Consider the following 19,965-nt stretch of genomic DNA (forward strand, 5'->3'; position numbering starts at 1 on the left):
GGGGCTCCTCCCGGTCGGCCCCGTCGGCGCTGCTCGTCGACGGGCACTGGACCGACCATACGACATCGGTTTCCACGGGCAATGAGTTGTCCACAGGCATCGTCTCCAGGGCCCGTGGCCCTTGATTCCGGGGCCCACAGCCCTTGATGATGTTGGTGCTTGAGCGGATCTGTTGGCAGCTGTGTGAGGTTTGAGGTTTCTCGATGGTGGACATCGCCGAAAACGGTCGTACCTGGCTCCTGTCGGGCCCCGGCAGCAGCTATGCGCTGCATCTCACGGAGGCCGACGAACTGCTCCACCTGCACTGGGGCGCCAGAATCCAGCTTGCGGACGCCGAGGAGCTCAGCACCCGGGCGCTGCCCGGCTACTGGCCCTTCGAGTCCCCGCTCGACGGCCGGGAGGAGTACCCCGTCGAGGGCGGGCCCCGGTTCGTCCGCCCCGCCCTGTCCGTGCGCACCGAGGAGCGGCGCGGCACCGAGTGGGCCTTCGAGGCCTACGAGACGGAGACCGGCGCGGACGGCGACGAGCTGCGGCTGCGCTTCCGGGACGACGCGATCCTCATCACCCTGCACTACCGGATGCGCGGCGACGTCGTGGAGCGCCGGGTGACCGTCGGCAACGAGGGGCACGCGCGCGTGGAGCTGCTCCGCGCCGACCCCGCCGCCTGGACGCTCCCCGACCGCGAGGGCTGGCGGCTCTCCCAGCTGCACGGCCGCTGGGCCGCCGAGTCCCGCCTCACCAGCGGCCCCCTCACCTACGGCGAGAAGGTCATCGGCAGCCGCCGCGGCCACACCGGCCACCAGCACCTGCCCTGGGTCGCCCTCGACACCGACGCCACCGAGGAGCGCGGCGAGGTCTGGGGCTGTGCGCTCGGCTGGTCCGGCTCCTGGCGGATCGCCGTCGCCCAACTCCCGGACGCGCGCGTGCAGATCACCGGCGGCGCCGGCTACGACGACTCCGGCCTGCTGATGCTGGCCGAGGGCGAGTCGTACACCAGCCCGGTCTTCGCGGGCCTGTGGACCGACGGCGGCTTCGGCGGGGCGAGCCGTGCCTGGCACGCCTACCAGCGGGCGTACATCATCCCGGACGCCGACCGGGACCGGCCCGTGCTGTTCAACTCCTGGGAGGCCACCACCTTCGACATCTCCGAGGAGCAGCAGGCCACCCTCGCCCGGCGGGCCGCGGCGATCGGCGTGGAGCTGTTCGTGGTCGACGACGGCTGGTTCGGCGCCCGCACCAGTGACCGCGCCGGCCTCGGCGACTGGACGCCCAACCCGGACCGCTTCCCCAAGGGCCTCAAGCCCCTCGCCGACTACGTGCACGCCCTCGGCATGCAGTTCGGCATCTGGGTCGAGCCCGAGATGGTGAACGCGGACAGCGACCTGTACCGCGCCCACCCCGACTGGGTGCAGTACCAGGAGGGACGAAAGCGGACGGAACTGCGCAACCAGCTCGTCCTCAACCTGGCCCGCGAGGACGTCCAGGAGTACCTCTGGGAGCAGCTCGACACCCTGCTGTCGAGCGCCCCGATCGACTACGTCAAGTGGGACTTCAACCGCTGCTTCACCGACGCGGGCTGGCCCGGCGAGCCCTACCCGCAGCGCCTGTGGGTCGACCACGTCCGCGGGCTGTACGCCCTTCTCGACCGGATCCGCGCGGCCCACCCGAACGTCGCCATCGAGTCCTGCTCCGGCGGTGGCGGGCGGATCGACCTCGGCATCATGAGCCGCACCGACGAGGTGTGGACCTCCGACAACACCGACCCGCTGGACCGGCTCGCCATCCAGCACGGCTTCAGCCAGATCCACCCCGCCCGGGTGATGTCCGCCTGGGTCACCGACAGTCCGAACCACCAGCTCAACGGCCGGGTCAGCAGTCTGCGTTTCCGCTTCATCAGCTCGATGGCCGGGGCGCTCGGGGTCGGCGGCGACCTCTCGCAGTGGACCGAGGAGGAGCTCGCCGAGGCCGGCCGCTGGGTGGAGCTCTACAAGGAGATCCGGCCCCTGGTGCAGCGCGGCGACCAGTTCCGGCTGCGGCCGCCCACCGGCGGGCTCAGCGCGGTGCAGTACACGCTCGGCGGCGAGACCGTCGTCCTCGCCTGGCTGCAGGCCCAGAGCTACGGCGAGCCGGCGCCGGCGCTGCGGCTGCAGGGCCTCGACCCCGCGGCGTCGTACGAATGCCGCGAAACGGGCGAAGTGTATCGGGGTGCCGTCCTGTTGCACCACGGGCTGCACACCGGACTGAAGGGTGACCTGGATGCGTCGGTCATCCGACTCCGCCGGATCTGACGCATCTGCCCGAATTGGCGCCTTCATTACAACTCGCTCTGGAATGAGGTGACGTGGCGTGACGTGCGTGAGGAGCGTCATATTCGTGACCGTCCGTCGCGCGTCATGCTCACGTAATTCCGGTGCTTTGCGAGAAGGTTGGAAAACTGAATAGACAGGAATTCACGGAGGGTGACCGGGATTTCCGGTAACGGATCAAGTGAAAACCGGACAGGCGGAACCGGCCGCTTGTCCGGGTGCGTCTTACTCGCTTACGTTCGCCACACTTCCGGACGGAACGCCGAATCCTGCCGCCGGCCGGAGTCCCCACACACTCACCCGTGCCCGGCAGGAGCGGGGGACCCACCAGGTATGACCGCCTGTTCCGGTTCCCGGGACGGCTAGGGGTGTAGCCGCGTGACGGAGCGTGGCCGGGCAGCTCCAGCCCGAACCCGACAGCTCACCTCGCAGGCGTCGGAGAGGAATGCGCCATGCCCGCGAAGGGTAAGCACCGCCGCCCCAAGCCCCAGCGTTTCACCCGCTCGATGGCCGTCGCCGGAACCGGTGGCGCCGCGCTGGCTCTGCCGCTCATGGGGGCCACCGGCGCCCACGCGGCCACCTCGCAGTCCGTTTCCGAAAAGGCCATGCAGTCGCTTCCGGCGGCCGAGAAGACCGCGGTGAAGGAGACGGCCGCGAAGAATTCCGCCGCGCATTCCGCGCACCGCGTCTACACCGTGGTGCCCGGCGACTACCTCTCGAAGATCGCCCGCGAGCACCACGTCCGCGGCGGCTGGCACCGGCTCTACGCCGAGAACCGGGAGGCCGTCGGCGACAACCCCTCGCTGATCCACCCCGGCCTCAGGCTCACGCTCGGCGGCCGTCACGCCGCGACGACGGACACCGCGGACTCCGGCTCCCGTTACGAGGCACCGTCGAACCCGCAGTCGTCCACCTCGTCATCGGCCTCCTCCTCGGACGGCTCGGACGGCTCGGCGACGACCGCGTCCGGATTCACCCTGCCGGTCACCGGTGCCACCGTCGGCACCGGCTACCACGTCGCCGGCAGCATGTGGTCCAGCGGCTACCACACGGGCGTCGACTTCGTCGTCCCGACCGGCACCCCGGTGAAGGCCGTCGGCGCGGGCACGGTCGTCACGGCGGGCTGGGGCGGCGCCTACGGCAACCAGGTCGTCATCCGGCTCGCCGACGGCTACTACGCGCAGTACGGCCACCTCTCCGCCCTCTCCGTCTCGGTCGGCCAGACCGTGACGGCGGGTCAGCAGATCGGCCTCTCCGGCGCCACCGGCAACGTCACCGGCCCGCACCTCCACTTCGAGATCCGTACCACCCCCGACTACGGCTCGGACGTGGACCCGGTCGCCTACCTCCGCTGGAAGGGCCTCGCCGTCGGCTGACCCGGCACCCGCACCGGTCCGACACGCACGTCGAATGCCGGGCCCGGATCACCGGGCCCGGCATTCGGCGTTGGACGATCGACACGTCAACGCCCCTGATCGGAGCCTTATTCCAGGCTTGGCAAAGTATTTAAAAGTGTCTTATCTCACCGAACGTCAACCCCTTATTACGGTCGCGTAGGTCACAGCCGAAGGTGAATCATGGTCCGATGTGGGAGACGATTCGAAGAGTGACAATGCATCAGTGATCGGGTCGTACGCGGCGGTGGGGGACAGCTTCACCGAGGGCGTCGGCGACCCCGGCCCCGACGGGGCGTTCGTCGGCTGGGCCGACCGGTTCGCGGTACTGCTGTCGGACCGCCGGCCCGAGGGCGACTTCGAGTACACCAACCTAGCCGTGCGCGGGAAACTGCTCGACCAGATCGTGGCGGACCAGGTGCCGCAGGCCCTGGCACTCGCCCCGGATCTGGTCTCCTTCTGCGCGGGCGGCAACGACATCATCCGCCCCGGCACCGACCCCGACGAGGTGGCCGAGCGGTTCGAGCGGGCCGTGGCCCAACTGACCGAGGCCATCGGCACGGTGCTGGTGACCACCGGGTTCGACACCCGGGGCGTGCCCGTCCTCAAGCACATGCGCGGCAAGATCGCCACGTACAACGGGCACGTCAGGGCCATCGCCGACCGGTACGGCTGCCCGGTCCTGGACCTGTGGTCCCTGAAGACCGTGCAGGACCGGCGGGCCTGGGACGACGACCGCCTGCACCTCTCGCCCGAGGGGCACACGCGCGTGGCCCTGCGCGCCGGCCAGGCGCTCGGCGTCGACGTGCCGGCCGACCCGGACCAGCCCTGGCCGCCGCTGCCGCCCCGCGGCACCCTGGAGGTCCGCCGCGACGACGTGCACTGGGCCCGTGAGTACCTGGTCCCCTGGATAGGGCGCCGACTGCGCGGCGAGTCGTCAGGCGACCACGTGACGGCCAAGGGGGCGCTCTCCCCGGACGACATCAAGATGCGGATCGCTTCCGTGGCTTGAGACGGCACGGGCAGGTAAGGGGTGGCCTCACGGCGGGCCGCCCCTTACTTCTCCTCCGGCAGCCCCAGTTCGCGCGCCAGGGCCTCGTCGACCCACTCCTGCGCCCGGGAGCGGGGCACGGCACCCGGGTACGACGTCAGTTGGACGGCGAGCCCGTCGAGCAGGGCCGTCAGCCGCAGCGCCGCCGCCGCGGGGTCGGGGCACCGGAACTCGCCCGCGGCCACCCCTTCGGCGATGACCTCGGCGATCGCCGCCTTCCACCGCTGGTCCAGGCCCTTGGTGACGTCCCGCAGCGCGGGTTCCCGCAACGCCACCGCCCAGCCCTCGATCCACAGCCGCCAGCCCTTCGCCTGCCCCGTCGGCGCATACCAGCGCACCGCCGCCCGCAACCGGCGCAGCGCCGACGTACGGCGGCCCAGCAGCTTGCGCAGATGCGTCAGGTCGTCCTCGGCGGCGTAGGTGAAGGCGGCCGCGACCAGCTTCTCCTTCGTCGAGAAGTGGTACAGCACCAGCGCGTTGCTCACGCCGAGGGTCGAGGCGACATCGGCGATCCGCACCGCCGCCACGCCCCGCATCTCGATCTGCTCGATGGCGGCCCGCAGCAGCTCCTCCCGCCGCTCGGCCACACTCAACCGCACTCTCGCCACGCGGTCACCCTAATCGGTTGTCGCACTGCCCGCGTCGGCGTCCCGGGGCGGCGGCAGCCGCGCGACCGTCACAGGGGCAGCCGCATGATCGTCAGGTCCAGCCAGCGGCCGAACTTGGTGCCCACCTCCCGGACCGTCCCGACGTGCTCGAAGCCGAACCGGTCGTGCAGCCGGATCGACGCGGCGTTCCCGGCCTCGATACCGGCGATCATCACGTGGTGGCCGGCCTCGCGTGCCGTGGCGACGAGGGGGCCCAGCAGCGCGGAGCCGATGCCGAGCCCGTGCCTGCCCTCGCGGACGTAGACGGAGTTCTCCACCGTGTGCCGGTAGCCGTCCAGCGCGCGCCACGGGCCGTAGACCGCGAATCCGGCCACCTCGCCCGGGGCTTCGGCGACTTCGGCCACGAGCGCCGAGCCGCGCTCCAGGTGTGTGGCGAACCAGGCCGCCCCCTCGGCGGGGGACTGCGGGGTCTCGGTCCACAGGGCCGTCGAGTGCTCGATCGCGTGATTGCGGATCGCGCGGACGGCCTCCCCGTCACCGGGACGGGCCGGACGTACGGTCACCACGCTTCTCTCGTATATTGGATTCATGTCCAACATAGTAGAACCATCGGCGGATCCCCTGGTACGGCAGATCGCCGCCCGTGTCCGCACCGAACGGGAGCGCCGCCGCTGGACCCTGGCGCAGCTCGCGGACGCCTCCGGGGTCTCCCCGGCGATGATCAGCCGGATCGAGCGCGGCGAGAGCAGCCCCACCGCGGTCGTGCTCGGCAAGCTGTCCGCCGCCTTCCAGCTCAGCGTCGCCTCGCTGCTGGCCCTCGCCGAGGGTGCGCAGGAGCCCGCGGCCGACACCCCGGGCGTGCGGCGCGTCACCGACGCCGCCGAGTGGCGCGACCCCGGCACCGGCTACCGGCGCCGCCAGATCACCGGCCCGCGCTTCCCGGCGGAGATCGCCGAGATCCGGCTGCCCGCCGGCGCCAGCGTCCCGTATCCGGCGGCGGCCTTCGCCTTCGTGCGGCAGCTCGTCTGGGTCCTCGACGGCCGGCTGACCTTCCACGACGGCGACACGGTCCACGAACTCGACACCGGTGACACCATCGAACTCGGCGCACCCGCCGAGCGCGTCTTCGCCAACACCACCGGCGCCGAGTGCCGTTACGCCGTCGTCCTCACCCGCGACGCGCGGCCATGAGCCGGACGCTGCCACGCGGCGGCACGTTCCTGCTGGCCGCGATAGCCGGGACGGCGATCGCGAACAACTACGCCGTGCAGCCCGCGCTCACCGCGGTCGCCGCCGACCTCGACGTGCCGCTCTCCGTGATCGGCCTGGTGCCGACGGCCGCCCTCGCCGGCTGTATGACCGGCTTCGCCCTGCTGCTGCCGCTCACCGACCACCTCGCCCCCAACCGCCTGGTCACCGCGCAGCTCACCGCCCTGGCCGCGGCCCTCGCGCTCGCCGCGACCGCGCGCGACGCGTTCGTGCTCCTGGCCGCCTATCTGCTCATCGGCGCCGCCGCGAGCGTGGCCGCCCAGGCCGGTAACATCGCCGGCCGCCATGCCCGGCCGGGCCGCGGCGGAACCGGCGTCGCCCTGGTAGCCGCCGGCATGTCGGCCGGCATCCTGCTCAGCCGGCTGGCGGGCGGCGCCCTCACCGACGCCCTCGGCTGGCGGCGGATGCTCCTCGTCTTCGCCGCACTCGCCCTGCTCGGCGCGCTCGCCGCGGCCACGCTCCTGCCCCGGCACCGGCCGCACACCGACCGCGGCTACCGTGCCACCCTGACGGCCCTTGCCCCGCTGCTCCTGCACCAGCCGCGGCTGCGCCGCGCGGTGACCGCCGGAGCGCTCTGGTACTTCGCCTTCAACCTCGTCTGGATCGCCCTCACCCTGGACCTGGCCCAGCCGCCGCACTCCCTCGGCCCGACCGCCATCGGCCTCTACGGCCTGGCCGGGCTGCTCGGCTTCGCCGCGCTCCCGCTGACCGGCCGCCTCACCGACCGGTACGGCCCGCGCACGGTGATCAGCGGCTCCGTGGTCGCCGCCGCGGCCGGCACCGCCCTGCTGGCCACGGGCCTGGACACCCCGTGGCTCACCGCCCTCGGCCTGGCCATCTTCGACGCGGGCTGCTTCGCCGCCCAGGCCGCCAACCAGAGCCGCGTCATCGCCCTCGACCCCGCCCGCTCGGGCAGCCTCAGCAGTGTCTACCTCGTGGTGTACTTCACGGTCGGCGCCGTGGGCACGGCCGTCGCCGCGCCCCTGCTCGACGCACTCGGCTGGCAGGGCACGGCCCTCACGGCTCTGCTGGCCCTGCTCCTGGCCCTGCTCCTCGTCCTGAGGGCCGGGCGCCGCTGAGCACGCGTCGCGTCACCGGTACCAGCCGAACCGCTCCGCGATCACCGGCAGCCGGTCGGTCACCAGGGCATGGGCGGCGGCCCGCGGGGTCGTGCCGTCGGACTCCGCGCGGTCCAGCATCAGCTCCACCAGGGCCCGCATCGAGCGGCGGGTGTGGGCGAACGCCTCGTCGGCGTCGGGGCCGATGTCGCCGAACAGGGTCCACCACCACCAGGCGTTGGTGCCCGAGTTCACCACCACGTCCGGCAGCACCGTCACCCCGCGCGCGGTGAGCCGCTCCTCCGCCTCGGGCAGCACGGGCATGTTGGCCGCCTCCACGATCCAGCGGGCGGTGACCAGGTGCTCGTTGTCGGTGTCGATCGCGTACGACACCGCCGCCGGCACCAGCACCTCCACGTCGGCGGACAGCCAGGCGTCCCCCGGCAGTTCCACGTCACCGGGGCGCAGGACCGCGCGGTCGACGGTGCCGTACGCGTCCCGCGCGCGCAGCAGCGCCTCGACGTCCAGCCCCGCAGGGTTGGCGACCGTGCCCTTGATGTCGGCGACCGCCACCACCGTGAGCCCCGCGCGGGCCAGGAACCGCGCCGTGGCCCCGCCCATGGTGCCGAGGCCCTGCACGGCGACCCGAGTCCCCGCGTACGGCACCCCGGCCCGGTCCAGGGCCGTCAGCGCCGACTCGGCGACCCCGCAGCCACCGGCCAGCTCGTCGAGGCCGATCCCGTCCACCTCGACGGCGAAGGCGTCCGCCAGCCGCCGCCGGGCCGCCGCCTCGTCGTCCAGCAGCGGATACACCGCCTGGACCGAGGAGACCAGCCCTGCCTCGGCCGCCGCCCGGTCCACCAGGTCCTGGGAGAGCCCCAGATCCTCGCCGGTGGTCCAGAAGCTCTCCACGTGGGGCCGCATGGCGCGCAGATAGCGGACCAGCAGGGCGTACGCCCCGGGATCCTGCGGATCGCAGTCGATGCCGCCCTTGGCGCCGCCCAGCGGGATGTAGCGGCCCTCGGGGTTGTAGTGCAGGGCCTCCTTCATCGTCATGCCGCGCGCGAGCCCGGTGACCTCCTCCAGGGTGCAGCCCGGCCGCATCCGCAGACCGCCGCTGGCCACGCCCCGCACCAGCCGGTCGACGACCAGGAAACCCTGGCGGCCGGTGACGTGGTCGGTCCAGACGAGGGACATCAGGGGAGCGGTCACGGGGGCTCCTCGGGAGTGGTGTGAAGAAACGGTACTACTGAACAGTGGGTCAGTATTGGGAGGCGGATGGTGCGGTGTCAACGCCGACTGTCGGAAGGGCCGACCATAATGGGGACCTCAGCTACACCACTGGAGGTACCGTGACCGGTTTGCGATCCCTGAGCTCCGGGCTCCGCGCGCTGCGGCCCGCTGCCTTCGGCGCGGACCCCGGCGGCGAGCGCCTGGCCCGCATCCAGGCCTCCCCGCACTTCAAGGACGGTGTCTTCCAGAATCCCGGCGGTACCGCCAGGATGCGGCCCTCGGGGTCGATGCTGGAGTTCGCGAAGACCTACTTCGAGAAGGAGCAGCGCGCCCGCAGGGCTCCCCGGGGCACGGTTCCGGTGCACCCCACCACCGTCGCCGACCTAGGCCGGCCCGCCGCCACCGGCCTGCGGGTGACGTGGATGGGCCACTCCAGCGTCCTCGTGGAGATCGACGGTCACCGCGTCCTGTTCGACCCCGTCTGGGGCGAGCGCTGCTCCCCGTTCCCGTTCGCCGGACCCAGGCGGCTGCACCCGGTGCCGCTGCCGCTCGCCGCGCTCGGCCCGGTCGACGTGGTGGTCATCTCGCACGACCACTACGACCATCTCGACCTGCCCACGATCAAGGCGCTGGCCGGCACGGACACCCTGTTCGCCGTGCCGCTCGGCGTCGGTGCCCATCTCGAACAGTGGGGCGTCTCCGCCGACCGGCTGCGCGAGCTGGACTGGCACGAGGAGACCAAGGTCGGCGGACTCACCCTGACGGCCACCCCCGCCCGCCACTTCTGCGGTCGCGGACTGCGCAACACCCAGCACACCCTGTGGGCGTCCTGGGCCGTGGCCGGCGAGGAGCACCGCATCTACCACAGCGGTGACACCGGCTACTTCGACGGCTTCAAGGACATCGGCGCCGACCACGGGCCCTTCGACGTGACGATGATCCAGATCGGCGCGTACAGCGAGTTCTGGCCCGACATACACATGACGCCGCAGGAGGGCATGCGCGCCCACCTCGACCTCCAGGGCGGGCAGCCGCACGGCGTGCTGCTGCCCATCCACTGGGGCACCTTCAACCTCGCCCCGCACGCCTGGGCCGAGCCGGGGGAGTGGACCAAGGACGCCGGTGACGAGGCGGGCCAGGCGGTCGCGCTGCCGCGTCCCGGCGAGCCCTTCGAGCCGTCCGGCAAGCTGCCCGCGGACCCGTGGTGGCGCGGAGTCTCCGACCCGATCAAGACCCCTTGGCGTCGCCCCGAGCCTCAGTCCGCCCCGGTTCCGGCTCCGGTACCCGCGGACGACGAACGTGACCTTGTGGGCGAGTGATGTCCGAGGACGGGACTCTCCAGGAGCTTGTGGAAAGTCTGGCCGTCTTGTCGTCTTACAGGCGAGACGAGACGTTGCGGTCCTTGGACGACGCGTCGTGTCCTGAGAGGGCTGAGAAGTCTTCTGGCTACCGATAAACGGGGTTGTCCGGTCGAACCGGGTTCCTGATCGGGTGATCACGGTGGCATGAAGGCAGGGCTTCTTGAGTAGTTCGGGGCCATCAGGGACGTGTGACTGTCTCGCGTGCCGGTTCGGGAACGCGGCGGACTCGCCGGACCGCATCCCGTGCTCGCACGGAATTGGGCAGCTGGGTCGTAGTCCGGTGCAAAATAAGGCGCTGCATTCGGGCCTCAACGCAACACATCAGGAAGCACACATCGATGATGTCGAGCACCCGTCCTGGAGACGGCATTGCGGTTGGCCTGATCACACAGGACTTGATGTTCCTACGGCGCTTCCTGCAGAGTGCGGTGGCTGCAGGGACGCAGATAGTCGTGCCGATGTTCTGCATGCACAACTACATCTGCCTGATTGTGCACGAATCCCACCGGGCGCTGCAGCAGATCGCCCCCGACGTTGCCGGACAGCTTGCGTATGACTGTGCCCCGGCCATCGAGCGTGCCCGTCACTCCGTGAAGCTCTTCGACGACAAGAAGAAAGACGTCGATGGTGTCCGTGCTGACTTCAACCAAGTGATCTGTGCTCACCGCGCTGAGTTCCTCAACAACACCTGGCTACCGCTGGCCCGGCCGCTGGAGCGAGACCTTGTCCTGTGGCGCTACCAGGACCGCGTTATTTGGCTCTGGCGATGATCACGTGATGGGTCAGGGTGTCAGGAGTATTCGGAGTCTGAGGAGGTCGAAGTTGGCTCTCCCGTAGCACTGGCGTTTGAGGGCCTTGGCTCGTGTGACTGCTCCCTCCACGGCGCCGGAGTTGTGTTCCAGGCTCAGGCCGTTGGTGACTGCGGCCAGGTCGCGGCGTAGTCCGGTGGCGAAGGTGTGGAGTGCGGGCAGGTCGTCAGCCTCGACGCGCTCGATCCAGTCGGTGATTTCGGTGCCGCGTCTGCCGGTCATGATGGCGGCGAAGGAGCGCGCGTGGCCGTCCAGGCGGTGCAGATGCTCGCACCGTGTGAGGAGGTCTTTGATCTCCAGGGTCTCGTCGTGATCCAGGCGGTCGGGGTGGCTGAGGATCCAGCGGCTGATCTTCCGGGGCTTGGGAATCATCGGGCCTGACGGGGCCGCCCGCCTTCGGACCGGATCGGGACGGCTGCGACTGGTTCCGGGTATTCGGAATGCGCGCAGGTAACGGCGCACGATCTGCACGCTGCCGGTGAACCCCAGCGGCCTGATCCGCTCGGTGATCACCGCGGCATCGGTGACGCCGGCGTTCCACAACGCGTGGACCTGCTCGCGGTAGCTGTCGAGCTTCGTCACGCGGTTCTCGCACTTCACCAGCAGTTCCGCCAGCGTGGTGGCGTCGGCGAACCGGCGGACGGTCTGCTGGTCCAGGTTCAGCTCACGGCCTACTGCCGCCCGTGACATGCCAGCCGCCAAGCGGCTCTGCACCGCCTCGAAGCGCTCGCGGGTGCGGATAGCCAGTCGCCGCTCCGGGCGCGGTGGCAGCGCGGGCTCCGGCGCGAGGACCGCCGCCGGCACGGGTTCCGGGGTCGGCTCCGGTTCCGGTGTGGCCCGCTCGGCCTGGACGCGGAGGCAGTGGTAGTGGGAGTTCACGGTCTTCCCGACCGCTTCGCACAGGTTCTGCCATAAATGAAAGCGGTCTGCCACCTGGATGGCGTCCGGCGCACCGGTGCGGGCACCCTCGGCATACGCACCTCCGCGATCACGGCATACGACCTCGACGCCCGGGTGCTCGACCAGCCAGGCAGCCAGCGTGGCGGCCTCTCGATCCGGCAGGACGTCGATCGGCCGGTGCGTGGCCATATCGATCAGGATGGTGTTGTAGGTGTGACGGCGGCGAATCGCGAAGTCGTCGACCCCTAGTACCTTCACCGCCGGGACCTCGGGTGCTGGCAGCGCGCGGATCATCTTGATGAGCAGGTCGCGGCCGCACGGCATGCCCAGCGTCGTGGCCAGTCGTGCGCCGGCCCGGCCGGCCAGCGCGAGCGCAATGGCTACCAGGGCCTCGGTCAGCACCGGGGTCCGCCGCGCGAACGGCGTTGTCAGGTGCGGGACTTGCTCGCTGAACGTTGACAGCGCGCACGCAGGATTGTCGCACTTGAAGCGGCGCACCGTCACCACTACCCTCGTCCTGCGCCCCGCCGACGGCGCATCCGCCAGCATCCGCTGGTAGCGCGCGTGAACCCGGGACGACTGCGCCCCGCACCCCGAACATCCCGCGACCTGCGCGGACGACCGCACAAAGAGCGTCACCGACAACCCATCGGACTCGACCCGGTCGACACTGACAGCTCTCAGATGGGGCAACAACAGGTCAATACTCGAAGATAGGCACGCAGGTCATCCTCTCGGGCTCCACGGAGCCGATCGCGCCAGGGCGCGCTGAACAGCCAACTTCACGTGATCATCACCAGAGCCCGGAAATCCGTGAACACTGACATCAACTCCGTACCTGTCGCGTTTTCCGGGACAGATACCGCAACCCCTGCTTCATGTAGACGCGGGGGTTCGTATCCAGGTGCCGCGCCCACTCCGGCGGCTGCTGTTCGCCGCGCGCGGCGGCGTAGACCGCCAGCGCGTACCCGTAGATCTCCTCGCTCAGGTAACCCAGCTGGGACCGCGACCACCCGCTGCTGTCCCGCGTGAAGTCGAACGACGCGTTGGCACTGAAGATCCCCAGCCCGAAGTGGACCGTCAGCAGGTCCGTCAGCTGCTCGTGATCGGGCCGCTGGGCGGTGGTGATCCGCCCCTCGTCCAGCAGCAGCACGTGCCCCAGCTCGTGCGCGATGGTCGCCACCAGCGCCATCGGCTGCCGGGTCAGGTGCTGACTGATCGCCACCACCGGACGTCCGCCCTCGCGCCGGTAGTGCCCGACGGCTCCGCCGCTGCGGTACTGCAGGCCCATCTTCAACCAGGTCTGCCGCTCGGTGTCGTCGTACGGCTCCACCTCTACCAGCAGCCGTCCGTAGTCCACCCGCATCCGCTTGCACACCCGCTGCACGGTACGCCGGATGTCCTCGTCCGACCCGGCGTAGGCCCCGGGGAAGAACTCGGCCGTCGGCTCCACCATCCGCTCCGCCCGCACCTCCGGCTCGAACTGGTCAGCCAGCCAGGCCATGTTGTCCTCGACCCACGCCTCCTCGGCCGTTCCCACCGGACACCGCACCGATCCCAGCCACCTCATGGCCTCCCCCTCACCCTGATGTTCCGACCCCCATAATCCTCTTCACACCCACCCCTGACTTCCCCCATGGGCGCGAGACCGACGGCGAGCCGGTCGGGTCCCAGCCCCGCGCCCACACGGCTGCCGCCTCGGCCCGCGGCGACCACCTGCCCCCGCTCCGACCAGGCCGCGGTCACCGACGGCTGAGCCTGGAAGGCCCTCAAACGCCAGTGCTACGGGAGAGCCAACTTCGACCTCCTCAGACTCCGAATACTCCTGACACCCTGACCCATCACGTGATCATCGCCAGAGCCCGTTATTTCCACCTCGCACACGGCGAGCTTCTTCCTCGCCATACCACCACAGCAGCTCCGTAACCCCGTAGCCCTCGGCCGTGAACTCCACGCTGTCGCAGTGGCGCAGGGTCGCTACGTTGCATCAGCAGTGGGCGGGCTTCCGTGGAGTGGCGACTCCTTCATGGACGCCCTGGACACTGCCCACATGGCGGACAGTGAGGTGCGTGCGGAGAAGTTCTACCGACGCTCCTTTGACACCGTGCTGCCTGAGGACGTCAAAGCGGCCCTGATGGGCTTCACGTGCGCACTGAATGTAGTGGACGTCCTGCTGGCCGGCGACGTCGGCGAAGCGTCGGCCGCCACCGTGTTGAAACTGCGATACATCACGCTGCACCACGTGCTGTCCAGCCTCCGCAAACTCGCCGAGCAGTACGCATCCCACCTACAGCCCCCAACACGGTCGTTGCTGAATGACATCCTCACGGACCCGACGAGCCTCCTGCTTATGCAGGCACACGCGGGATTCCGCAACACTCTCGTGCACTACCGTCCGGAGCAGCGACTGGAGAACCAACTGTCTGTCCAACTCCCGCTGTACGGTCTGGCGGATGCATATTTCCCGGGACGGAACTTCACAACCCTGAGAACGATGGTGGCCCGGCACACTGCATATGTTGCGCAGAGGATGGAAGCCTGGTCACGCGGGTGAACGAGCCGGAAATCTCCATGACTCGCCAGGCACGTGGTTGCGACGATCAGTCGGGAGGCCCTGCGTCGCATCCTGTACGAGGCGAAGTCTCGTGGCAGACCAGGACCAGCTGGAAGGCATCCACCGAACCGGACTTCATCGCCAAGACGCACCGAGTCCCGGGTCTATGCGACACCCGTCCGACCGACCGGCACGAGTTCGGTCGCTCGACCTGACGTCCCGAAAGGGTGAAGTATGGCGTCCGGACGGTGGGCCCCGTCGGCTGCGGGCCACTTGCAACCGCTACGGCCGCGTGATGCACATGCTCGCAGCTCTCGACCTGGCCATCGGGAAGATCTACTACCGGATCTGCAAACGCAAGCGGTGGCGTGAGTTCAGCGGTCTGCTCAAAGCCCTGCGCCCATGCTGGCCCAGAGAGAAGTTGTACCTGGTGCCGGACGACTTCTCTCCACACAAGCACACGGACGTCCGCACTTGGGCCGCCGACAACGACATTGAGTTGGTCTTCCTGCTGGCCTATGGACCCTGGCTGAACTGGATCGAACTGAAGTTCGTCACCTTGCGCTACCTCGCGCCGACGATTCGATGGATTGCATCACGGGATGGCGGACGTGCCACGGGCTCTTCGGGTCTCGTTCGTTTGGCCTATTGCATAGTGCGGTCCGGGTTCGTGTTGGGTGACGCTGGCTGAGACGGCAGATGCCGGAAGCGTCGTGGTACCCCTGACTCGGATTCCGCTGGAGGGTGGGGGCAGCGTTCTGGTCGAGACCCCGGCTGCGTACGACGGGCCGGTGAAGGGGCCGGATCGGTGAGGCCGCGCTGAGCTACCGACGACCCTGCAGGAGGCGCTGGAACCGCTCTCGGAGGTGGTGCGCGCCGCCCTTGCGCAGCCGCGCAAGGACCGCCCCGATGACGTCGTGATCGAGTTCGGTGCACCTGTCGGTGGCGGCCGGAGTCGTGATCGCGAGAGGGCAGGCTGTCACCTCAGCGTGACCGTGTGATGGAAGGGTCCAGGTTGATCCGATGCAGATCGATCCCATGAACGACTCCGGCCCAGTCGCTTCGGCCCTGCCCGCTGCTGTTGCGCAGGTCCTGTGCGGTGACGGGAGTGTGGCGGGGGCCGGATTCCTGATAGCCGAGGGCCTGCTGGTCACCTGTGCGCATGTGATCCGGGCGGCGGGCGGCGGGCCGGGCGAGACGGTCCGGGTGGCCTTCCCGCACGTGCCGGAAGCGCGGGTGATCGAGGGTCGGGTTTTGGAGGAGCCCTGGCGTGCGCCGGAGGCCGAAGACGTGGCCGTCGTCCGGCTCACCCCAACACGGCCTGGCATGGGGTTCCTGATTCTGGGCTCGGCGGAGGGCTGCCGTAACCACCAGGTCAGGTCGTTCGGTTTCCCGGCCCAGGCTCCGCCGGATGGGCATTTCGGTTTCGGCGTGGCCGGCGACCTGCTTCCGGCCTCGGCCGCGCGGGGCTTGCTGCTGCAGCTCACCGACGCCAATGACCTGACCACCGGCTTCAGCGGCGGCCCTGTCCTGGACGAGGTGACCGGACTGGTCATCGGCATGCTCACCGAGATCACCGCGCCCGATGTGTTCGAGCGGGGGCAGGGCATCGCCTACGTCGTTCCGACCGAAGTGCTGCGGGAGGTCGTGCCTGAGCTGGAGGTGCGAGAGGTGAGCCCGTACCGCGGACTGGAGCCGTTCGGGGCGGAGCACGCCCGCTGGTTCCAGGGGCGGAAGGAGGCGGTACGACAGATCCTGGCCAGCCTCGTCGGGCAGCGCCGGCTCACGTTGCTGCTCGGGCCCTCTGGTTCGGGGAAGTCATCGCTGATCCAGGCTGGGGTGCTGAGTGCGCTGGCGCAGGGACGGGTGCCGGGAAGTGATCAGTGGCTGCCGGTGATGGTCCGTGCCAGCCAGGACCTGCTGGCCGAGATCGACAAGACCGGACTATCCGGGGCCGCCAGTGACGGGATTGCGGCGGCGGTCACGCGGAGACTTGCGGCTGACCCCGGTTGCCAACGGGTCCTGCTGGTCGTCGACCAGTTCGAAGAGCTCCTCACCCAGCCCCCCAACGACCGGCAGCACAGACGCAGGGCCGCTGTGGACGAGATCATCTCCGTGGCCTGTTCTGACACGAGAATCAGCGTGATCCTGGTTATGCGGGACGACTTCTATCCTCAACTGGCCGCCACAGCACCCAAGTTGCTGGACGCTGCGATGCCGGGACTGCTCAATGTGCACGGCAGCCTGAGCCAGGAGGACCTGCGCGACATCATCACTTTGCCCGCTCAGGATGTGGGACTGCGATTTCAGCCCGGACTGTCTGAGCAGATCGTCACTGACGTATTGGCGATCACTCCCGAGGCGACCGTAACGCAGCAGGCACCGGTCACCGTGCTGCCCTTGTTGGAGCTGACGCTCAGCCAGCTGTGGATTCGACGGCAGGACGGATACCTCACCCATGGGGCCTACCGACGCATCGGAGGGGTTAGCGGAAGCCTGACCACATGGTGCGACAATGCCCTCAGCGACCTGACTGCGGTTCAGCGGCCTATCGCTCGGAGGATCCTGACCTCCCTGGTGCGCCCCGCTGATCCGGGCCGGAATGTTCCTGCAGTGCGTGCCCAGGTCTCCCTTGACGAGCTACGTGACATCGCCGCCGATGTTGGCGACGGACCGGGCAGCGGGGATGCCGTTGACGCTGTCATGGCTTCCCTCACGCGCCATCGCATCATCACCACTCATAGGCTCCGTGTGCCTCGACTCCCCGAAGGTTCTCCAGGAGAGCCGGTGGCCGAACTCGTTCATGACGCCCTCATCCGCGAATGGGGCACCTTGCGCGAGTGGGTCCGCCAGGATCACCGTTTCCAGGACTGGCTCGACAAGACTCGTGAACGGCAGTCCCGCTGGGCTGTGACGGCCGACCCTGGGGACTTGTTGGGTGGGACCGCACTGGCCGAAGGCATCGACTGGTCACGGCAACGCCGGTTGCCGAGCGACATTGCGGCCTTTCTCGCAGCGAGCAAACAGCGTCAACAGGCTGTCATCCGGCGTAGCCGACGCCTCAACGCCGTGCTTGCGTCCCTGCTCGCACTCGCGCTCATTGCAGCAGGAGGTGCCCTGTGGCAGTGGCGGACGGCAGCCGCCGAACGTCAGGAAGCATTGTCGAGACAGCTTGCTGCCCAGTCCGAAACGCTCATGGGCGCGAATCCCGAGCTGGCCTCATTGCTGGCTGTGCAGGCGTATCACACCAGCCACACGTCCGAGTCCATTGCAAGCCTGCGAGAGGCGGCAGCCCTCCCGTCGTATCGGCGCTTGACCGGCCACACTGATGCGGTGACGTCGGTGGCCTTCAGTCCTGACGGCCGCACCCTCGCCTCAGGCAGCTACGACAAGACCGTAAGGCTGTGGGATGCCTCCACCGGCAAGACCCGCACCACCCTTACCGGACACAAGAAGGCGGTGACGTCGGTGGCCTTCAGCCCCGACGGCCGCACCCTCGCCACCGCCGGTGACGACTCCACAGTGCGCCTGTGGGATGTCTCCACTGGCCAAATCCGCACCACCCTCACCGGAAGCAACGCCCCCGTGACGGCGGTGGCTTTCAGTCCTGACGGCCGCACCCTCGCCACAGGCAGTGATAACACGGTGAGACTGTGGGACTTCGACACCGGCAAGACCCGCACCACCCTCACCGGACACAACGCTCCCGTGACGTCGGTGGCCTTCAGCCCTGACGGACGCACCCTCGTCACAGGAAGCCTCGACCACACGGCGCGGCTATGGGATGTCGCCACTGGCAAGACCCGCACCACCCTCACCGGACATACGGAGTCGGTACTGTCGGTGGCCTTTGGCCCTGACGGTCACACGCTCGCCACCGCCAGCGCCGACCACACGGTGCGACTGTGGGACGTCGCCACTGGAAAGGCCGGCATCACCCTCACCGGACATGACGAAGCGGTGACGTCCGTGGCCTTCAGCCCCGACGGACACTCCCTCGCCACCGCCAGCCTCGAAAACCTCGCGGTGTTGTGGGACGTAGCCACCGGTGCATCCCGCGCCGTCCTGAGAGGGCACAGCGGTTGGGTGGAGTCGGTGGCCTTCAGCCCTGACGGTCGCACCCTTGCCACCGCCAGCGCCGACCACACGGTGCGGCGATGGGATATCACCTCCGGTAATACCACCACATTGGCAGGACACGCCGACTCGGTGACGGCGGTGGCCTTTGGCCCTGACGGTCACACGCTCGCCACCGCCAGCGCCGACCACACGGTGCGGCTGTGGGACGTCGCCGCCGATAAGACCACCACTACCCTCACCGGACACAACGCCATGGTGGAGTCTGTGGCCTTCAGTCCCGACGGACGCACCCTCGCCACCACCAGTCTCGACTACACGGTCCGGCTGTGGGATGTCGCCACCGGCAAGACCCGCACCACCCTCGCCAGACCGGACAACCTGCCGACGTCGGCGGCCTTCAGCCCCGATGGCCACACTCTCGCTATTGGCGGCACCGACAAAACCGTGCACCTGTGGGATGTCGCCACCGGCAAGACCCGCACTACCCTCGCAGGTCACACCGACTCGGTGACGTCGGTGGCCTTCAGTCCCGACGGACGCACTCTCGCCGCAGGCAGCGACGACAATACGGTGCGACTGTGGGATGTCACCACCGGCAAGACCCGCACTACTCTCATCGGTCACACCGACTCGGTGACGTCGGTCGCGTTCAGTCCCGACGGACGTACCCTTGCCACAGGCAGCGCGGATTTCACCGCAAGGCTGTGGGGCGTCGCCACTGGCAAGACCCGCACCACCCTCACCGGACACTCCAATGATGTGACGTCGGTGGCCTTCAGCCCCGACGGACGCACCCTCGCCACAGGCAGCAGCGACCACACGGCGCGGCTGTGGGACGTCGCGAGCGGCAAAACCATCGCCAACCTCAACGGACAGAACCTCTTGGTGACTGCGGTGGTCTTCAGCCCCGACGGCCATACCCTCGTTACAGGCAGCAGCGACCACACGGCGCGGCTGTGGAATGTCGTCATGCCCCGACCCGATGCGGCCGTACGAAAGATATGCCGTACTGTCAACCGCGACCTCACCCCACAGGAACGCACGGCGTACCTACCCGGCCAATCGGTAGGCCCCGTGTGCAACACAACCTGATACGACAGGTGAACCACTACGGTACCGACGACGGCGAGGCGGTGAAGGCGGTAGGCGCACGCCAGAGACGGGGACACCGACGCGGCACTGCGGTACCACGCGCTGACGGTCAAGACGGTGTCCTGCTGCACGGCGTGCTGGCCACCGGCCTCACCGCTCAGGCCAAGTGGCACGTCGTCTGTTCGGTCGTCGGCCCGGTGACTCACCCGTCATGGTGCGCGGTGCAGGTGGTTTGATGCATTGCGTTTCG

Annotated in this window: 16 protein-coding genes and 1 riboswitch; of the genes, 11 read left to right on the plus strand and 5 right to left on the minus strand. The window is 69.2% G+C overall.

Going from position 1 to position 19,965, the window contains the following annotated elements:
- Window positions 1-203 precede the first annotated feature (203 nt).
- The 3 genes from ACFWPS_RS08455 (at window position 204) to ACFWPS_RS08465 (ending at window position 4,712) form a co-directional block, all read left to right on the plus strand.
- Complete coding sequence (locus tag ACFWPS_RS08455; protein ID WP_383702421.1) at window positions 204-2,288, plus strand: alpha-galactosidase; 2,085 nt, start codon at window positions 204-206, stop codon at window positions 2,286-2,288.
- A gap of 305 nt (window positions 2,289-2,593) precedes the next feature.
- Window positions 2,594-2,754, plus strand: a riboswitch (cyclic di-AMP (ydaO/yuaA leader).
- Window positions 2,755-2,758: 4 nt separating this feature from the next.
- Window positions 2,759-3,682, plus strand: a complete 924-nt coding sequence (locus tag ACFWPS_RS08460; protein WP_383702424.1) for a peptidoglycan DD-metalloendopeptidase family protein — start codon at window positions 2,759-2,761, stop codon at window positions 3,680-3,682.
- Between the two features lie 244 nt (window positions 3,683-3,926).
- Entirely contained in the window at window positions 3,927-4,712 is a 786-nt protein-coding gene (locus ACFWPS_RS08465; RefSeq protein WP_383702426.1) for an SGNH/GDSL hydrolase family protein, read from the plus strand.
- A gap of 44 nt (window positions 4,713-4,756) precedes the next feature.
- Here the strand turns inward: ACFWPS_RS08465 and ACFWPS_RS08470 are convergent, their stop codons facing one another.
- Together ACFWPS_RS08470 and ACFWPS_RS08475 are read right to left on the minus strand one after the other, a co-directional pair.
- Window positions 4,757-5,359: a TetR/AcrR family transcriptional regulator gene (locus ACFWPS_RS08470; protein ID WP_383702428.1), complete on the minus strand. Its 603-nt coding sequence runs from the start codon at window positions 5,357-5,359 to the stop codon at window positions 4,757-4,759.
- Between the two features lie 68 nt (window positions 5,360-5,427).
- Window positions 5,428-5,949, minus strand: coding sequence for a GNAT family N-acetyltransferase (locus ACFWPS_RS08475; protein WP_383702430.1), 522 nt, complete (start codon window positions 5,947-5,949; stop codon window positions 5,428-5,430).
- On the opposite strand from ACFWPS_RS08475, the gene ACFWPS_RS08480 reads away from it, so the two are divergent.
- Window positions 5,948-6,550 carry a helix-turn-helix domain-containing protein gene (locus ACFWPS_RS08480; protein ID WP_383702432.1) on the plus strand — a complete coding sequence of 201 codons (603 nt, stop codon included), beginning with the start codon at window positions 5,948-5,950 and terminating at the stop codon, window positions 6,548-6,550. The genes ACFWPS_RS08475 and ACFWPS_RS08480 overlap by 2 nt on opposite strands.
- Window positions 6,547-7,707 (plus strand): MFS transporter, encoded by a 1,161-nt coding sequence (locus tag ACFWPS_RS08485; RefSeq protein WP_383702434.1) that lies wholly within the window; start codon window positions 6,547-6,549, stop codon window positions 7,705-7,707. The genes ACFWPS_RS08480 and ACFWPS_RS08485 overlap by 4 nt, the downstream gene beginning before the upstream one ends.
- A gap of 12 nt (window positions 7,708-7,719) precedes the next feature.
- On the opposite strand, the gene ACFWPS_RS08490 is transcribed toward ACFWPS_RS08485, so the two are convergent.
- A complete protein-coding gene (locus ACFWPS_RS08490) occupies window positions 7,720-8,898 on the minus strand; it encodes a Glu/Leu/Phe/Val dehydrogenase dimerization domain-containing protein (protein WP_383702437.1) in 1,179 nt (392 codons plus the stop codon).
- Between the two features lie 140 nt (window positions 8,899-9,038).
- Here ACFWPS_RS08490 and ACFWPS_RS08495 point away from each other — a divergent pair, with 140 nt between their 5' ends.
- Window positions 9,039-10,238: an MBL fold metallo-hydrolase gene (locus ACFWPS_RS08495; protein WP_383702439.1), complete on the plus strand. Its 1,200-nt coding sequence runs from the start codon at window positions 9,039-9,041 to the stop codon at window positions 10,236-10,238.
- A 380-nt stretch (window positions 10,239-10,618) separates the two neighbouring features.
- On the plus strand, window positions 10,619-11,050 hold the full coding sequence (locus tag ACFWPS_RS08500) for a hypothetical protein (protein WP_383702441.1): 432 nt from the start codon (window positions 10,619-10,621) through the stop codon (window positions 11,048-11,050).
- A 12-nt stretch (window positions 11,051-11,062) separates the two neighbouring features.
- Here ACFWPS_RS08500 and ACFWPS_RS08505 read toward each other — a convergent pair whose 3' ends face one another.
- A complete protein-coding gene (locus tag ACFWPS_RS08505; RefSeq protein WP_383702630.1) occupies window positions 11,063-12,628 on the minus strand; it encodes an ISL3 family transposase in 1,566 nt (521 codons plus the stop codon).
- A gap of 187 nt (window positions 12,629-12,815) precedes the next feature.
- A complete protein-coding gene (locus ACFWPS_RS08510) occupies window positions 12,816-13,559 on the minus strand; it encodes a hypothetical protein (RefSeq protein WP_131815844.1) in 744 nt (247 codons plus the stop codon).
- Between the two features lie 456 nt (window positions 13,560-14,015).
- Between ACFWPS_RS08510 and ACFWPS_RS08515 the strand changes: the two genes are divergently transcribed.
- The 4 genes from ACFWPS_RS08515 to ACFWPS_RS08530 all read left to right on the plus strand — a co-directional run bounded on the left by ACFWPS_RS08515 (window position 14,016) and on the right by ACFWPS_RS08530 (window position 19,715).
- Window positions 14,016-14,543 (plus strand): hypothetical protein, encoded by a 528-nt coding sequence (locus tag ACFWPS_RS08515; protein ID WP_383702443.1) that lies wholly within the window; start codon window positions 14,016-14,018, stop codon window positions 14,541-14,543.
- A gap of 166 nt (window positions 14,544-14,709) precedes the next feature.
- Window positions 14,710-15,234 (plus strand): transposase, encoded by a 525-nt coding sequence (locus ACFWPS_RS08520; protein ID WP_383702632.1) that lies wholly within the window; start codon window positions 14,710-14,712, stop codon window positions 15,232-15,234.
- A 145-nt stretch (window positions 15,235-15,379) separates the two neighbouring features.
- Window positions 15,380-15,544, plus strand: coding sequence for a hypothetical protein (locus tag ACFWPS_RS08525; protein WP_383702634.1), 165 nt, complete (start codon window positions 15,380-15,382; stop codon window positions 15,542-15,544).
- A gap of 22 nt (window positions 15,545-15,566) precedes the next feature.
- The gene (locus tag ACFWPS_RS08530; protein ID WP_383702445.1) at window positions 15,567-19,715 is read left to right on the plus strand and encodes a trypsin-like peptidase domain-containing protein; all 4,149 of its coding nucleotides are present in this window, start codon (window positions 15,567-15,569) and stop codon (window positions 19,713-19,715) included.
- Window positions 19,716-19,965 lie beyond the last annotated feature (250 nt).

Origin of the sequence: Streptomyces sp. NPDC058457, assembly GCF_042720695.1 — a bacterium.
Taxonomy (GTDB): Bacteria; Actinomycetota; Actinomycetes; order Streptomycetales; family Streptomycetaceae; genus Streptomyces.

What these genes read in the sequence shown, in the direction of transcription:
- ACFWPS_RS08455 (WP_383702421.1), top strand. Translation starts at nt 204, where the DNA reads ATGGTGGACATCGCCGAAAACGGTCGTACCTGGCTCCTGTCGGGCCCC.
- ACFWPS_RS08460 (WP_383702424.1), top strand. Translation starts at nt 2,759, where the DNA reads ATGCCCGCGAAGGGTAAGCACCGCCGCCCCAAGCCCCAGCGTTTCACC.
- ACFWPS_RS08480 (WP_383702432.1), top strand. Translation starts at nt 5,948, where the DNA reads ATGTCCAACATAGTAGAACCATCGGCGGATCCCCTGGTACGGCAGATC.
- ACFWPS_RS08475 (WP_383702430.1), bottom strand. Translation starts at nt 5,949, where the DNA reads ATGAATCCAATATACGAGAGAAGCGTGGTGACCGTACGTCCGGCCCGT.
- ACFWPS_RS08485 (WP_383702434.1), top strand. Translation starts at nt 6,547, where the DNA reads ATGAGCCGGACGCTGCCACGCGGCGGCACGTTCCTGCTGGCCGCGATA.
- ACFWPS_RS08500 (WP_383702441.1), top strand. Translation starts at nt 10,619, where the DNA reads ATGATGTCGAGCACCCGTCCTGGAGACGGCATTGCGGTTGGCCTGATC.
- ACFWPS_RS08510 (WP_131815844.1), bottom strand. Translation starts at nt 13,559, where the DNA reads ATGAGGTGGCTGGGATCGGTGCGGTGTCCGGTGGGAACGGCCGAGGAG.
- ACFWPS_RS08515 (WP_383702443.1), top strand. Translation starts at nt 14,016, where the DNA reads ATGGACGCCCTGGACACTGCCCACATGGCGGACAGTGAGGTGCGTGCG.
- ACFWPS_RS08520 (WP_383702632.1), top strand. Translation starts at nt 14,710, where the DNA reads ATGCGACACCCGTCCGACCGACCGGCACGAGTTCGGTCGCTCGACCTG.
- ACFWPS_RS08530 (WP_383702445.1), top strand. Translation starts at nt 15,567, where the DNA reads ATGCAGATCGATCCCATGAACGACTCCGGCCCAGTCGCTTCGGCCCTG.